This window comes from Paeniglutamicibacter sp. ORCA_105, from assembly GCF_045798545.1.
Classification (GTDB): Bacteria; Actinomycetota; Actinomycetes; order Actinomycetales; family Micrococcaceae; genus Paeniglutamicibacter; species Paeniglutamicibacter sulfureus.
The window spans coordinates 1-13,497 of record NZ_JBIXLM010000007.1 but is presented as its reverse complement, the minus strand read 5'-3'; the positions used below and the strand labels follow the sequence as shown (position 1 = coordinate 13,497).

Annotated in this window: 17 protein-coding genes; 10 read left to right on the top strand and 7 right to left on the bottom strand. The window is 65.0% G+C overall.

All coding sequences use genetic code 11. The features are described 5' to 3' along the window. Positions 1–393: 393 nt before the first annotated feature. Positions 394–1,644 carry a hypothetical protein gene (locus tag ACIPUB_RS05055; RefSeq protein WP_407606375.1) on the bottom strand — a complete coding sequence of 417 codons (1,251 nt, stop codon included), beginning with the start codon at positions 1,642–1,644 and terminating at the stop codon, positions 394–396. Beyond that, on the bottom strand, positions 1,641–2,528 hold the full coding sequence (locus ACIPUB_RS05050; protein ID WP_407606374.1) for a hypothetical protein: 888 nt from the start codon (positions 2,526–2,528) through the stop codon (positions 1,641–1,643). The genes ACIPUB_RS05055 and ACIPUB_RS05050 overlap by 4 nt, the downstream gene beginning before the upstream one ends. A 359-nt stretch (positions 2,529–2,887) precedes the next feature. On the opposite strand from ACIPUB_RS05050, the gene ACIPUB_RS05045 reads away from it, so the two are divergent. Further along, positions 2,888–3,193 carry a helix-turn-helix domain-containing protein gene (locus ACIPUB_RS05045; protein ID WP_407606373.1) on the top strand — a complete coding sequence of 102 codons (306 nt, stop codon included), beginning with the start codon at positions 2,888–2,890 and terminating at the stop codon, positions 3,191–3,193. A 96-nt stretch (positions 3,194–3,289) separates the two neighbouring features. Here the strand turns inward: ACIPUB_RS05045 and csrA are convergent, their stop codons facing one another. After that, a complete protein-coding gene (csrA, locus tag ACIPUB_RS05040; protein WP_407606372.1) occupies positions 3,290–3,556 on the bottom strand; it encodes a carbon storage regulator CsrA in 267 nt (88 codons plus the stop codon). Positions 3,557–3,814: 258 nt separating this feature from the next. Here csrA and ACIPUB_RS05035 point away from each other — a divergent pair, with 258 nt between their 5' ends. The 4 genes from ACIPUB_RS05035 (at position 3,815) to ACIPUB_RS05020 (ending at position 6,421) form a co-directional block, all read left to right on the top strand. Then, complete coding sequence (locus ACIPUB_RS05035) at positions 3,815–4,354, top strand: hypothetical protein (protein WP_302265405.1); 540 nt, start codon at positions 3,815–3,817, stop codon at positions 4,352–4,354. Between the two features lie 177 nt (positions 4,355–4,531). Continuing rightward, entirely contained in the window at positions 4,532–5,641 is a 1,110-nt protein-coding gene (locus ACIPUB_RS05030) for a glycosyltransferase (protein ID WP_407606371.1), read from the top strand. A gap of 84 nt (positions 5,642–5,725) precedes the next feature. Then, positions 5,726–5,923 (top strand): hypothetical protein, encoded by a 198-nt coding sequence (locus ACIPUB_RS05025; RefSeq protein WP_407606370.1) that lies wholly within the window; start codon positions 5,726–5,728, stop codon positions 5,921–5,923. A 195-nt stretch (positions 5,924–6,118) separates the two neighbouring features. Further along, the gene (locus tag ACIPUB_RS05020) at positions 6,119–6,421 is read left to right on the top strand and encodes a DUF4193 domain-containing protein (protein WP_264271694.1); all 303 of its coding nucleotides are present in this window, start codon (positions 6,119–6,121) and stop codon (positions 6,419–6,421) included. A 995-nt stretch (positions 6,422–7,416) separates the two neighbouring features. Here the strand turns inward: ACIPUB_RS05020 and ACIPUB_RS05015 are convergent. Together ACIPUB_RS05015 and ACIPUB_RS05010 are read right to left on the bottom strand one after the other, a co-directional pair. After that, positions 7,417–7,881 carry a hypothetical protein gene (locus ACIPUB_RS05015; protein WP_407606369.1) on the bottom strand — a complete coding sequence of 155 codons (465 nt, stop codon included), beginning with the start codon at positions 7,879–7,881 and terminating at the stop codon, positions 7,417–7,419. A 230-nt stretch (positions 7,882–8,111) separates the two neighbouring features. Continuing rightward, positions 8,112–8,474 carry a hypothetical protein gene (locus tag ACIPUB_RS05010; protein WP_407606368.1) on the bottom strand — a complete coding sequence of 121 codons (363 nt, stop codon included), beginning with the start codon at positions 8,472–8,474 and terminating at the stop codon, positions 8,112–8,114. A 241-nt stretch (positions 8,475–8,715) separates the two neighbouring features. Between ACIPUB_RS05010 and ACIPUB_RS05005 the strand changes: the two genes are divergently transcribed. From ACIPUB_RS05005 to ACIPUB_RS04990, 4 genes are read left to right on the top strand one after another with little or no spacing between them, the layout of a single operon-like run. Then, the gene (locus tag ACIPUB_RS05005; RefSeq protein ID WP_407606367.1) at positions 8,716–9,249 is read left to right on the top strand and encodes an alternate-type signal peptide domain-containing protein; all 534 of its coding nucleotides are present in this window, start codon (positions 8,716–8,718) and stop codon (positions 9,247–9,249) included. 43 nt (positions 9,250–9,292) lie between these two features. Further along, positions 9,293–9,823 (top strand): SipW-dependent-type signal peptide-containing protein, encoded by a 531-nt coding sequence (locus ACIPUB_RS05000; RefSeq protein ID WP_407606366.1) that lies wholly within the window; start codon positions 9,293–9,295, stop codon positions 9,821–9,823. A gap of 34 nt (positions 9,824–9,857) precedes the next feature. Then, the gene (locus tag ACIPUB_RS04995) at positions 9,858–10,433 is read left to right on the top strand and encodes a signal peptidase I (RefSeq protein WP_407606365.1); all 576 of its coding nucleotides are present in this window, start codon (positions 9,858–9,860) and stop codon (positions 10,431–10,433) included. Beyond that, on the top strand, positions 10,430–11,068 hold the full coding sequence (locus ACIPUB_RS04990) for a SipW-dependent-type signal peptide-containing protein (protein WP_407606364.1): 639 nt from the start codon (positions 10,430–10,432) through the stop codon (positions 11,066–11,068). The genes ACIPUB_RS04995 and ACIPUB_RS04990 overlap by 4 nt, the downstream gene beginning before the upstream one ends. Before the next feature lie 524 nt (positions 11,069–11,592). Here the strand turns inward: ACIPUB_RS04990 and ACIPUB_RS04985 are convergent. Then, entirely contained in the window at positions 11,593–12,516 is a 924-nt protein-coding gene (locus ACIPUB_RS04985) for a M20/M25/M40 family metallo-hydrolase (RefSeq protein ID WP_407606363.1), read from the bottom strand. A gap of 29 nt (positions 12,517–12,545) precedes the next feature. Further along, positions 12,546–12,716 carry a hypothetical protein gene (locus ACIPUB_RS04980; RefSeq protein ID WP_407606362.1) on the bottom strand — a complete coding sequence of 57 codons (171 nt, stop codon included), beginning with the start codon at positions 12,714–12,716 and terminating at the stop codon, positions 12,546–12,548. A 514-nt stretch (positions 12,717–13,230) separates the two neighbouring features. Here ACIPUB_RS04980 and ACIPUB_RS04975 point away from each other — a divergent pair. Beyond that, positions 13,231–13,440 (top strand): Flp family type IVb pilin, encoded by a 210-nt coding sequence (locus ACIPUB_RS04975; protein ID WP_407606361.1) that lies wholly within the window; start codon positions 13,231–13,233, stop codon positions 13,438–13,440. Positions 13,441–13,497 lie beyond the last annotated feature (57 nt).

Below are 13,497 nucleotides of genomic sequence, written 5' to 3'. Positions count from 1 at the left end.
GAACCCATCCCACCAGGATGCCGCGGCGCCTAGAGCCTGGGCCCTGGCAGGCATCCAACCTCAATGTGAAGCAAGGACATGCCCCATCGGACGCCCGTAAGCCAATCCGATACCGCAACAACTGGGCCGCGGAAGACTATCCGGTGGAGTGAATGGTCGGCTTGTGGGGTCCCCTCATGATTTCCCGTCCCGAATTGTGGGTGCGGTAGTGCGGTCTCGAGTGCAGCACCACCGGTTGCTGCCGATTAAGAAAGCCCTGGCAGTCGCTCCATGGGCGGCTCTCCAAGACGCGCAACTCGGTGTCTCCGGCCGCCCAGGCCCGACGACGGCAAAGGCCCGGCCACCATGGTGGCCGGGCCTTTGCGTTACGCGTGCCCCGTCCGGGGCGGCCGTCTACTTGACCGGGCGCACGTTGGAATAATTGACCACGCTGCGGTAGCCGGGCTTGGAGCCGGTGACGCGGACGGAGACGATCTTGAGCCGGTCGGCCGGACGCAACACGTATGTCCGGGAGGTGGCGCCGGTGATCCGGATGCTGTCCTCGCGCAGCCACTGGTAGCGCACCGTGGTGCCCGGGGTCCAGTTGCCGGGGTCGGCGGTCATTTTGCGGCCCACCAGTGCCGTGCCGGTGATGCGGGGCGGGGTGTTGGCCAGCACCCCGTAGCCGGGCCGCTTGGCCGCCGAGTACCGTACGGCCGGGGAGTACCCGGCCCTGGTGCCGGTGGCGCGCAGGCGGATCTGCTGGCCGCGATCGGCCGCGACGGGGACGTAGCTGGTGCGCGTGGCCGCGGTGATGTTCCGCCCGTTGCGCTGCCACTGGTATTTCATGGCGGTCCCGGGAGTCCAGGTGACGGGCAGGTAGCTGGTGAGTTTGCCGCCGACGCGGTTGGTGCCCTCCACGCGCGGTGCGGTGGCGCCAAGCAGCCCGGTCACCGGCCGCTTGGCCCCCGAGGTCCGCACGGCGGTGGTGTAGCCGGCTTTGGTGCCGGTGACGCGGATCTGGAGCACCTGGTTCTTGTCGGCCGTCGTCGAGCGGTACGTCTTGGCAGTGGCGCCGGCGATGGCCTTGCCGTTGCGCAGCCACTGGTATCGCAGGGTGGTCCCGGAGGTCCAAGCCCCCACGCTGGCGCCTTGAAGGTAGCCGAAGCCTGCCTCGCCGCTGTAGGTCGGTGTCGGGGCCTTCAGCGTGCCGGGGGCGATGGCCACTGCCGGGGAGGTGGCCACCGCGGGGGTGTGGCCGGGGGCGTTGGAGCGGACCTGGACGGAGAGCTTGTGGCCCATGTCTGCTGCGGTGGCCGTGTAGTCCTGCCTCGAGTGGTTGGGGATCTGGACGCCGTCGCGGAACCAGGTGTAGGTGTGGAAGGCCAGCGTGGTCGCGGGGTGCTTGGTGGGGTCGATCATCTGGTGGCTGGCGGTGAGCGTGCGGCCGACGGCCGGGGTCCCCTTCACTGCGACAGGCCCGATCCCCAGCGGCGCCAGGGCGATGGGCGCGCTCTCTGCCGTGCGGATCCGCACGGTGCCGTCGGGCCAGGTGGCCGTGACCTGCAGGCCGATGGCCTCGCCGGCGTCCTCGGCCTTCACGGGCCGGGTGGTCCCGCCCGGGGCGAAGTCCCAGCCGGTGCGCCAGCCGTAGACGGCCTTCATGCCGGTGGTGATCCAGGGGCCTGTGCGGTGAGCGTGCCGTTGACCACTGCGGTCCCTCCGACGCTGGTGGTCCCCACCGGGTGGGCGGGGTCATCGACCTGGATCGCCGCGCCGGTGTCGAGCTCGGCGGCGTTGCCGCGGTAGTCCCACAGGTACAGGGTGCCGAGCCGGTAGTGGCCATAGGGGGTGTGGGCGTCTGTGCGGAAGGTGTCCACGATGGTGAACACCCCGCCCTCGTTCTCCGGGACCCCGTAGCGCTCCGGCCTGACGTAGGTGGTCTGGCCCGTGGGCAGGTGGTCTTCCAGGGAGTAGCCCGCAGACAGCCGTGCGGAGGACTCGCGGATCCGCAGGGTGACCTTCACGTCCTGGCCGGGCACGGCAACGCGCGGTTCCACGGTCACCGATTCCAGGACCGGTGCCTCCCCGTCGAAGTCGGCGTTCTCGATGTTGTAGGACAGCGGATCCAGGATGGCGCGGTCGGTGACCTCGGTGGTGTTCCCGATCCCGTCCATCAGCACCAGCCTGGCGATGGACACGGTCGAGGGCGGCACGTCGGTGCCCCAGCCGCAGCCGCGCAGCACCCACACGTCGGGGTCTTCCCAGTTGGAGCCGTGGAGCTCGGGCTCGCAGGTCATCCGCTGCCAGCCGCCCGGGGTCTCGCTGTACCCGCGGACGGAAGCGATGCCGCTGGGGTCCTCGGCCCGCACGGCCAAGTGGACGGTGTCACCAAACTGCGCGCTGGTCGTTGCCCCTGTGTGCCCGACCGAGATGAGCCGGGGCCCTTCGGTGTCCGTGGCGTCCGCTGCCTGGGCCGCCGGGGCCAGTCCCAGGGACAGGGCGGCAAGTGCCGAGATGACAGCGGTCTTCAAGGCATTTCCAAGCATGTTTCCCCCAGTGCTGGTGGGCGACACCAGCGCCCGTTGGAAGGATCCTACAGGAGTCAGAACATCGCCAGCAAAGGCTACCTGCCGCCGAGGGCCGCGGCGACGGCCTCGTGCATCTTGGCCCAGGTCAGCGTCGGCCCTCTCACGCTTCTCGCCTCCGGAGCGCCGGCGCGCCGCCGAGATGTCGGCCGCTTGGAGCAGACGATGGGCAGGTTCTCACCGGCCGGCAGCGCATGGACCGAATGGGACAGGGTGCTCACCCTGTGTCCGCGGGCCAGCGCGGCGTGCGCCGTCTCGAGTCCGGCTCCGGCGGAGGCCCCGTTGACCGAAGGAACTCCGTTGATCGGAGGAGCTCCGTGATGGCAAGGAACACTGAAGAGATGCTGCAGAAGCGTCCTGTTGACAGGGCTGTCGTTGCGGTCCATAAGACACGCATCCTCAAGGAGGTCTTTGCATTCCGACTACGCGAATTGCGCGGAGCTTCCGACTTGACTCAGGTCCAGCTGGCAGGCCGGCTCCAAATCACGCAGAGCAGGCTGTCGCGAATAGAGCACGGGGATATTGCGCGGGCGCAGGTTGATACCTTGCGCAAGTATGTTGAGGTCATCGGCGGCACGCTCCGTGTCGAGGTCGGGCTCGGAGACGAGCGCATCCAAATCGCCTGACGGGAACTACGGACGCCCAATTGGCCGACAAGAAATGCAGGTATCGCAGAATCAAGCACGGGCATGGGCCGATTGCCCGGGCACAGGATCCGATGCCTACGCCCTCGGCGCATGGGGTGCGGCGGGCTTGGGCGAAGCAGGGAAAAGTGCCTTCAGCCGGGCTTCGGCGTCCTCGGTGGCGGCAGCGGCGGCCTGCTGGTTGGCCTCGGTCACGGCGGCGATCATCTCGGCCCGCTGGATCTTGATGCCGCGGGGCGCGTCGAAGCCGATCTTGATCGAATCGCCTTTGACATCCAGGACAGTCACCACGATGTCCTCGCCAATCAGGACCTGTTCTCCGACCTTCCGCGTAAGTACCAGCACCTTGCCATCATAACCCGGCGCCCATCACCGGTTTTGACTGCCCGGACACCCTGCGGGGCAGGTTCTTGCCGCGGGTCCTCGCTCTGGACCCGCACCGCAGCGCGATTGTTCGCCACCAAGGATCGAGCAAATGGGGAGGCGCTGCCCCCCCCTTCCGAACCCGGACCGGTCGACGCCTTGCAAATCCCTTTACATGCCGGTGTGGGTGAAGCAACGTGGAATGCATCCAAACCGCTACTACGAAAGGCAGAATGCCCCATGTCCGGAAACTTGCTTGCCCGCTCAATCCATGACCTGTCCGCAGCCGCTTGGTTCGGCGGTTCCCTCATGGGTGCTGTGGGTCTGAACGGTGCCACTTCCCAATCGAAAGACTCCACGGAGAGGACCCGGCTCTCCAGCTTGGGCTGGAAGAAATGGGCCCCGGTCCAAACCGCGGCATTTGCAGCCCATCTGGCCTCGCTGGGTCCGATCCTCTGGGAAAACAAGGGTCGGTACGCAGCCCAGGACGGCGTCATGTCGGCAACATGGATCAAGACCGGCGTGACCGTGGCCGGTGCAGCCGTCACCCTCTATGCTGCCGTCCTGGGCAAGAAGGTCGACGAGTTGGCAGATGAAGGGGCTCGCGGTGCAACCGAGCCCGGTCCCGAAACATCTCCCGAATTGGCAAAGGCACAAAAGCAGCTTCGCCAGTTGCAGTGGGCGATTCCCGGCTTCGCAGCCGCGGTCATCGTGCTGGGCGCCAAGCACGGCGAGATGCAGCGGCCGAAAAACGTCAAGCTTGGACTTCTGAAGGACTGAGCGGGTTTCCGTGCCCCGGCACGGTGGTCCCGGTATCAACTCCAGACAAGATGCGTGGCCGTGAACGTCCTTGGGGTGTGGCACCCCAAGGACGTTCACGGCCTGCGGCGCCTAGGCATCCATGGGCGCGCATTCCAAGCAACCAACCCAAGCAATCACATAGGTGACAACAGAATCATGGGAACCGACAGTGCATATGGGACATTGCCGGAGGCAACGTACATCCTGCCGCTGAAATGGCACTCCGACTCCGGCCTGGATGACCTTGCCGAATACCTCGGCCAAGTCGTCGAGTGGGTCCGGGTGATTGTGGTGGACGGATCCGAACCCAACCTTTTTGAAAACCACGCGGCACGCTTTCCTTCGGCAGTGGTGCATCTGCGACCGGTTCCCATGCCGGGGGCCAACGGCAAGGTCGCCGGTGTGCTGACGGGAGTGCATGCCGCGGGCGACGAACTCCTGGTCATTGCCGACGATGACGTGCGCTACGAACGGATCCAGCTGGAGCAGGTCTTGAACCTTCTCCAGCGCGCGGACATCGTGCGACCGCAGAACTTCCTGGCGCCACTGCCGTGGCATGCGCGGCTGGACACCGCCCGTTCACTGGTCAACCGTGCCTTTGGAGCCGACTATCCGGGGACCTTTGCCTTGCGCCGTTCGGTGCTGATGGCAGCAGGGGGATATGACGCCCACGTCCTCTTCGAGAACCTTGAACTGCTGCGTACCATCGATGCCGCCGGCGGCCGGGAAATCCGTGCCAACGACGTCTTTGTCCGCCGCCTGCCGCCCACCTTCAAACACTTTGCGGGACAGCGCGTTCGCCAGGCCTATGACGACTTTGCCCAGCCCCTGCGCCTGGCCGTGAAGCTTTGCTATGCCCCGCTCATACTGGCCGGGTTTTACCGTGCCGGGCGGGGCCGACCCGGCCTGGCTTCCGCCTGGCCGTTCGCGGCCTGGGCGATCGCCGAGATCGGACGGCGACGTGATGGCGGGGCCAAGGTGTTTGGAGGCGGTGCCGCCTTATGGGCTCCGGTCTGGGTTCTTGAACGGGCAGTGAGCATCTGGGTGGCCGTGGGCCACAGGGTTGCCGGAGGCATGCCCTACGCAGGCACGAAACTCAAGGTGTCGGCGCATTCGGCCTCCACGTTGCGCCGGAGGCTCCGCAACAGATCCTTCACCCTGGAACCGGACATGCTTCCGAACGTTCGCGGAAACGACCAAAATCCTTCCGCCCTTCGATCCGCATCGTTAGAGTCGACCTACGGCGTAGGCGATCCGGCAGCATGAACGCCGGCAACAGTGGGCTTCCCGAATCGAGGGAAGGCCCCGCATGCGCCGAACATTGCAGGCTACACACGAAGGAGAACCCCGATGGCTGAAACAGAGAACACCAACCCCGACTCGAACCCGGACGATGTAACGCAGCCTGAAATTCCCGAAACGGGTCGGGAAGACCAAGCGGAGGCGGCGAAGGACAAGGAGCACTCGGAGACCTTCCCCGAAGAACCGGACCCGGAGGAAGCCCAGGCCGATCTGGACCAGGCGCAAGCCGGCGAACCGACAGACTAACAAGGACCCGTTCGGGAAAATTCTCCTGGAAGAGTCCCGGTTTCATCCTTCGAGCACGCGGCCAACACCATGGATTGTTGAATGCTTTTGCTTCACAAAAGTGTCAGTATTCACCTCGCACGGAATTCGGTTTGCCCCTGCTACCCACGGCATCTACAATTTCGGAAACGTGTTGAACAATCGGGAGGAATAACCATGGCACAGGATTACGACGAAGCACGCCCGGATGTAGCCGAAGCTTCCGAGCGCACCCTGAAAGCCGTTCAGGAAATGGATGCGCCCACGGCGAAAAGTGTCCATTCCGAACTGGAGGAAACGGACCTTTCCGACGGCACCGAGCTTCCGGGCGCGATCGTGCTCGATGAGCTTGTGGTGGAGGTTGTCCCCCAGGCTGCGGATGAGTTCGTCTGCGGGGAATGCTTCGTTGTCAGGCACCGCAGCCAGGCCGCCAAGGAAGTCGATGGAGTCAAGATCTGCCGCGACTGCGCGGAACTCTAAAAGTCCCGAGCGTCGCTCTTCGAAATGCATGAAAACCCGGATGGCCGTCTGTATTGCAGACGGCCATCCGGGTTTCCAGGCTTAGGCCTGTCAAAGTAACAGTCCCGGTTCCTTGGAAGTGGAACACCCTCCCCTGCTGAGGCGTAAAGCAGAGTGACACGCCGCCAGATTTCAGCTCATTTCGGGAATTTCTTCATGGAATCACTCACAATTTGTGGTCCGGGGAAGACCTACACAGAAATCACGCTAAGGACGTTCCGGTGTTGATTCGGCCACAGACGCGCTCGTATCCATTCAGGAGTCCGGTCAGGGTTTTGAGCGTACCGTTGAGAATCCGCGTCACCGGGCTTTTTCTCGGGCAGGGCCTATGCGGGAATTGGACACCAAATCCCGGGCGCCTATCGTTCGCGGCGACCACGCGGCAGTACCCCACGAAAGATCACAACCGCATGGCATCGGGAGCATTTCCGGAACGCCGGCGCTCGAACCATGAGTCGCGTAAGTCGATCCCCCAGCGCGAGACCCGGCCACCAAAAATCCGACAGTTGAATCCTGTGAATCGCAGCTGTCAGTGGCGCGCTTAGCCTTGATGAAGTGCACATGGCCATGGGCACGAACTACTAGCACCCATCAGCCCGCAAGGCAGCCCATTAGCCCGCAACTGCCCGGGCGGTTCACCACTAATTCGCTGCGCAGACGTGAGCCACCCGGGCCACAGGGGTATTGCCGGTGAGTGGCGGTGAACCGTTCCAGTGACGGTTCCACTTGCAGACCGGCCAGACTTAGAACTTCATGCGTCCGCCCACCCAGAACCTGGCCACGGTCATTGACCCCCTGTCTGGGCGGTTCGAAATATTCATCCGGGCGTACCCTCCCGTGCGGGACGATGCAACCAAGCAGGGATCGCCCGTAGTGGGGTGAGCACCTCAACGATGCCTCGCCCACGATTCTTTCCGTTCTCTGCGGCCACCAAACGAACGACGCTTAGGTGTGCGTTAAGATCCTGCGGGCTGTTTTTGCCTCTTACTGATGATGGACAGCACCCCTCTAAAAGCGCCCAGGGCTATGCAGGAGCAGACCAAGATGAAGATCATGACGGTCAATAGTGTTGTGGCCGCGTTTGGCTCGAAGGAATTGATGGAGATGTAGGCCAGTGCCGGGACAGTTGCGCCCACTGCGGCTCCGAGAGCAGCGACGAGTGCTTGGCGGTTTCCGGAGGATGGAAGTCGTTTTCTTCCCTGGATGGCCACGGCCACTGCCGCTCCCATTGCGGGAGGGAGCGAAACCAAGGCACCAACAAACGCAGCCATAAGGACGTAGGGGGTGTCGCTCGCGCTCCACTCATCGGGTGCCAGTGAAAGCGCCAGATTGAGGGCCCCCGATAGAGCGCCTGTCAGCACGGCGATGCCAAGCAGGGGAAAGAACAGCCTGCCAAGATTCTGCGCGGGAAGAGAAGCCATGGGTACAGCCTATGGCGCATCTGAAAATCTGGGCTGTAGGCACTGCCCACGCGGAAGCGCATTGGAACTAGGCACGACTTGAAATCCTGGAATCGTATAGAAACACAAGGCAGCGATCCGTTGCAACGCGGCCTCCATCCGCTCGCTCGGTGGAATTGGGAAGCGTCAGGCATGGCGGCTCCTGACGATGCCTATCGGCCATCGTCCATGCCTTTCCCGGGTTGCCGGGACTAGTTCCCTGGGCCAGACTGCCAGGGCGCAATGGCTTCGGCGAGTGTTTTCACCGTGCGGTCCCCGAGTTCGTCCAGGGCCGCCAGGAGGCGGCGGGCATACTCCCAGGCCGGGGACCCGGTCTCGTGCAGCGTCGCGCGGATCAAGTCTGCGTGTGCGGCCAGTGGACGGGCCCCGGCCATCAGCGCCGCGGAACGCAGCGAGAATGCCGCGTCGATGGCGCCGTCCAGGTCTTGGGTGCCGATGGCCGCATGGATCCGTTGGCGGCGCACCGGCCACAGGTCCACGAAGTCGTGCACGAAGCGGGTGGCGGCCTCGGCGCCAAGCTCCCGCGCGAGGTCCGCCAGGACGTTGGTGGACACGAGAGTTCCCCTTCCATGGTCCTTGTCAGGGTTAGGTCCCATGGGTCAAGCATGGCGCAGTGACCTGGGGGAAAGGCGCAGGATTGACGCAGCATTGGCGCAGCATTGACGTTGGAATACTTACAAAACCTTTCATTGTTCCTGTTTGAAACCCGCCCCCGGCCTTGAGCAAGGCCCCGGATAGTCGTTGAAGCAGCCCGCCACCAGGCGCGGCGCTACGGAAAGCCAAAGGGGACAGATCATGAACAAGATGACCAAGGGCGCACTCGCCACCGGACTGGGCGTCGCATTGCTGGTAGGCGGCGGCGGAACCCTCGCCGTCTGGAACGCCAACGCCGGGGCGGATGCCGGTACTGTCAAATCCGGCAACCTGAACATCACCGCGGATCCGGGGGTCTGGACGAACGCCGTCTCCCAGGAGGGCGAGAGCATCGATATCAGCACCTACAAGATGGTCCCGGGCGACCTGCTCACCTTCACCCAGCCTGTCACCGTGGACCTGGTCGGGGACCTGATGCAGGCCACTCTCACCCTCACGGACCCGAACGACGTCTCCGCCCACCTGTTGGTCAGCGACATCACCCTGACCGACAAAGACGGCAAGGAGTTCACCGAGACGGCGCTTGACCCGGCCGACAGCGGAAAATACACCGCCAAGGTGACCGTTGAGCTACCAGACACCGTCAAGGGCAGGGACTACGTGAACGAGACCCACCAGCTGGAGACGATCGGGTTCGCGCTCACGCAGGACGCGATTGGCACGGTCGCCGACTAGCAGCAGCCTTCCACCACCGTCCGTACCACTTTGGAGCAGGACCATGAAGACGATGTCGGCGCTGAAGGCCACCGCAGCAATCGGCGTTGCCATCGTCCTGGCCCTGCTCACCGTCCAGGGAACCCTGGCCCTGTGGACCGCCACGGCCACCACCACCAGCCAAACCGTGCAGTCGGCGGACTTCAAGGTCACCGCCGCGGTCGGGGAAAACGTGCAGCGGCTGCCCGCCGGCGGAACCATCACCGTGGCCGGCCCGACCGGACTGACACCCGGGACCAGCCAGAGCACCCCGATCGTGGTGACGAACGCGGCAGATGCCTCGGGCCCCTTCACCATCAGCGCCACCGCGGGGACCACCACCGCCACCGGAGCGCTCGCCCCGTACCTGAGCACCAGCATCGGGCTGGGCCAAGACGGCCGCTGCACCAACATCCGCCAGGACACCCGCGTGGTCCTGGCCAAGGGAGCCAGCGCCACCTTCTGCCTGACCACCACCCTCGCGGAGAACACCCCGGCGACTTTTGGGGGCGCCGGGGCGTCCATCGCCTTCACCCTCGCCACGCAACAGCAATAAGCCATAAGCAACAAGCACCGGAAAGGACCACGCCATGCGAGCCAAGCACGCCCACAGGACCGCCGGAAGCCGGATCCTGCCGGCCACCGGACGCATCATGAGCTTCACGACCCTGATCCTGGCTGCGCTGGCCGCACTGGTGCTCATCGTCCTCCCGCTGGCCACCGGGTCCCAGACCTACTCCGTGCTCACCAACTCGATGAAACCGCACTACGGGCCCGGCACACTGCTGGTCATCCAGCCCACGCCGTTTGCCGAGTTGCGCACGGGGGACGTGGTGACCTACCAGATCGCATCCGGGCGTTCCGAGGTCATCACCCACCGCATCACCAGCGTCGGCACCGACCAGCAGGGCAACTCCCTGCTGGTGACCAAGGGCGACAACAACGACGTCGCGGACGAAGCCCCGGTCACCGAGATCCAGGTCCGCGGCAAGCTGCTCTACGCCGTCCCGTTCGCCGGATACGCCGCCAACTGGCTGGGGAACCAGGACAGGGGCCTGGCCACGCAGTTCGGGGCCATCGCACTAATAGGCTACGGAGCAATCTCCATGACCCGGGCGCTGCTCGTACGCCGCACCAAGTCCCGCCAGCAGGAGTCCACGACATGAGCCGCAAGATCCCCGGGTTGCGCACCGCCCTGATCACCTACCTGCTTATCGTCGTGCTCGGACTCGGCGGGGCCGGGGCCTGGGCCCTGTGGAGCCAAAGCGGGACAGTCACCGCCACCGTCACCGCCGGAACCTGGGCCCCGTCTCCCGGGACACCGCCTGGCGACACCCCGGGCGGCGGGACACCCCCCGAACCCTCACCCACTCCAACGCCAACCCCAACCCCAACACCCACGCCGACCCCGACACCAACCCCGACGCCCACTCCGACCCCGACTCCTACGCCGCCGGCCCCCGGGACGGTCAACCCAGGCACCGTGACCTGCACGCGCGGGCAAGACGTGGGCTCCTCCACCGCCGTCACCGTCGCGTGGACCGGCGTCGAGGCCGAAAAGTACCTGCTGACCGTATCGCCGGCCAGCGGAATGACCCCCAACCCCGCCGAAGTCCCACAAACCGGGGTGGGCCAGACCGTCAGCAAGACACTGACCTTCAATTGGCCCAACGCCAACGGAAAAGGCGTGTACACCCTGTCCATTGCCGCCAAGACCGCCGACAAGACCGGCACACCGATCCACCTCGAGGTTGACTTGATCGGCAGAAACCAGACTCGCGTCACGTGTACCCCCCGCTGACCGGGCGCCGCGACTACCCACGGGCATCCACCCCCACGCGCAACACATGAGCACCCCCGGCGAAAGCCCAAACCGTCGCAGACAGCTACTTGTTGCGTGCCCCGCCAAGCGGAGCCCACATACAGCACCATAATGTGAGCGATGGCTTGAGCATCCGAGAAGTCCTCCGGGTCCAGGATCTGTCCGAGTGTCCACCATCGTCGTTGCAGAACAAGTGCAGTTCTTCCTTGGCGAGCGGGAGGAATTCGTGGGCTGATCCGACCCTACTGCCGAGCTGTCGGTAGGCCCGGGACGAAGAGGAGATGGCAGTTTCCCTGTTCAAAGAGATCATCGAGGGACGTTTCCCGCTGGCTACCCCGACGTTTCTGAACCCTGGTAGGGCCCATCGTGGCGAGCTCGTTTCCCCACCGACGACTTGGGCGGCGTGGAGACCGGTACCAGCGGGTGCGGGAGAACCAGCCAGGTCATCAACTTCAGTGGTCGTGCAAGGCGGCGGCCCCGTGAAGGCCTGCGGTCGCGGCGCCTCAGCCGGCGCCCTCCTCCGTTGCCGCACCCTTGGCCAGGCCGTCCTCGACGCCGCCGAGCGAAACCGTCGCGCTCATGAGCGTTTCGGTCATCTGCTCCAGCACGGCCAGGTCGACGTTATCGATGGTGTCGCAGGCCTGGTGGTAGCACTCGTCGTACTGCTCCCCGGCCTGCCCGCCGAAGGTGCGTGCCTCGGCCTCGCTCTTGGTCCCCACGTCGCCGGTAAACAGGCCCCCGGACGGGATGTCGGCCTTCACGAACGCGTCGTAGTCCGAATCCTCGATGAACCCGACCGGCAGCGCCTGGACCCCCTCGGCCCGAAGGATGTCCCGGAACACCCGTTCGATGGCGCCAGACCCCTCGGGCCCGGCCTCCATGCCGTCCGAGCCGTCGCCGTCGAACACGAAGAACGCCGCGTTCGGCGAGCCCACCATGTCGACGTTCAAGTAGGCGACGTGCGCGGTGGCTTCCTTGCGGGAGAGTTGCTCGACGTAGTAATCCGAGCCGTGCATTCCATCCTCCTCGCCGCCCCAGAACGCGAACCGGATCTGCTCCCGCGACACGGAGCCCTCCTCCGCGAGCCGCAGCGCGACCTCGAGCACCGCGGCGACCCCGCTGCCATTGTCGTTGATCCCGGGTCCCTCCTCGACCGAGTCCAGGTGCGCGCCGAGTACCAGCACGCCGTCGGAGCTACTGCCGGTGTCGGCCAGGATGCTGAACGCGTCCACGGGGTTGCGCCGGCCGTAGCTGAACTCCTGGCGCCGCGGCTCGTACCCCGCCGCACGCAACTGCTCCTCGACGTACGCCGCCGAGGCCTCGTAGCCCCCGGTGGCGTCGGCCCGGTTGCCGCCATTCGCGTCCGCCGCATCCTGAAACGCCTCCAGGTGCCGGGCCAGCGCACTGGGTTCCACCACTTCCTGCACGAAAGAAGGGTCAGGCGGGGCTTCCACCGTCACAGGCGGCCGTGACTCGCCCGAACATGCGGCAACGCCACCGACCAGTGCCGCGCACAGCACAACGGACCACAGCCGGGTGCGGTGATGAGGATGGTTGTGGAAACGCTGTGGAACGGATTCTGCACGTCGCATGTGATTGACCCCAAGTCTGCGTCTTCGACGCTCATGGGCACATTCTAGGACGGGAGGGCCAGCCCCCTGCATAGCACCTGCCTGTGCCTTTGCTGTGAGCGGCCGGCCGGTGGGCTCGGCATCATGCCCGCTCCAAACTTTGCCAGCCGCCAAGGCTCGTTGAGAATCCTCCGCCGGCGCTGGTGGATGCGCCACCACCCGTGGGTGTCGGATCGTCCCGGAGCCAAGTAGTCATATGGAAAAACCGTCTCACGGCGCCCAACATTGTCGCTGGTTGAACCATAAAGGTCGAGGGTTTGGGCGCAGTTCCCCCCGGCCCAAAACTTCCCCCCTCGCGCATCCCCATGTTTGGGCCTAAACGCCGGTTTGGTTCAGGTTAGACGCAGGAAAAACGCAGCTTCCCAAGGGTTGGTACCAGCTACCCCGAGGAAAGCCACAGGTCCCGCCTTAACCCCGAAATGCCTTGCTATGTTTTTTTCAGCGCGGTGCACCAAGCAAGTCCAAACACCCCGCACAAACAACACACCACTTCATTTCAGGAGCTCCCCCATGCTGCACATTTACGCCACCCTCCAGACCCTCGGCTTCCGCATCAAGAACCGCCTCCAGCGCGACGAAACCGGCGCCACGGCCGTCGAGTACGGCATCATGGTCGGACTTATCGCCGTCGTCATGATCGCCGGCCTAGTGGTACTCGGCCCGAAATTGAGCGAATTGTTCAACGACGTCAGCGGAAAGATTCCCGTCGTCACCCCGTAGTTCTAGTCCACCCAAGCAACAGCTCCGTGGGGGGGGGGGGGGGGGGGGGGGGGGGGG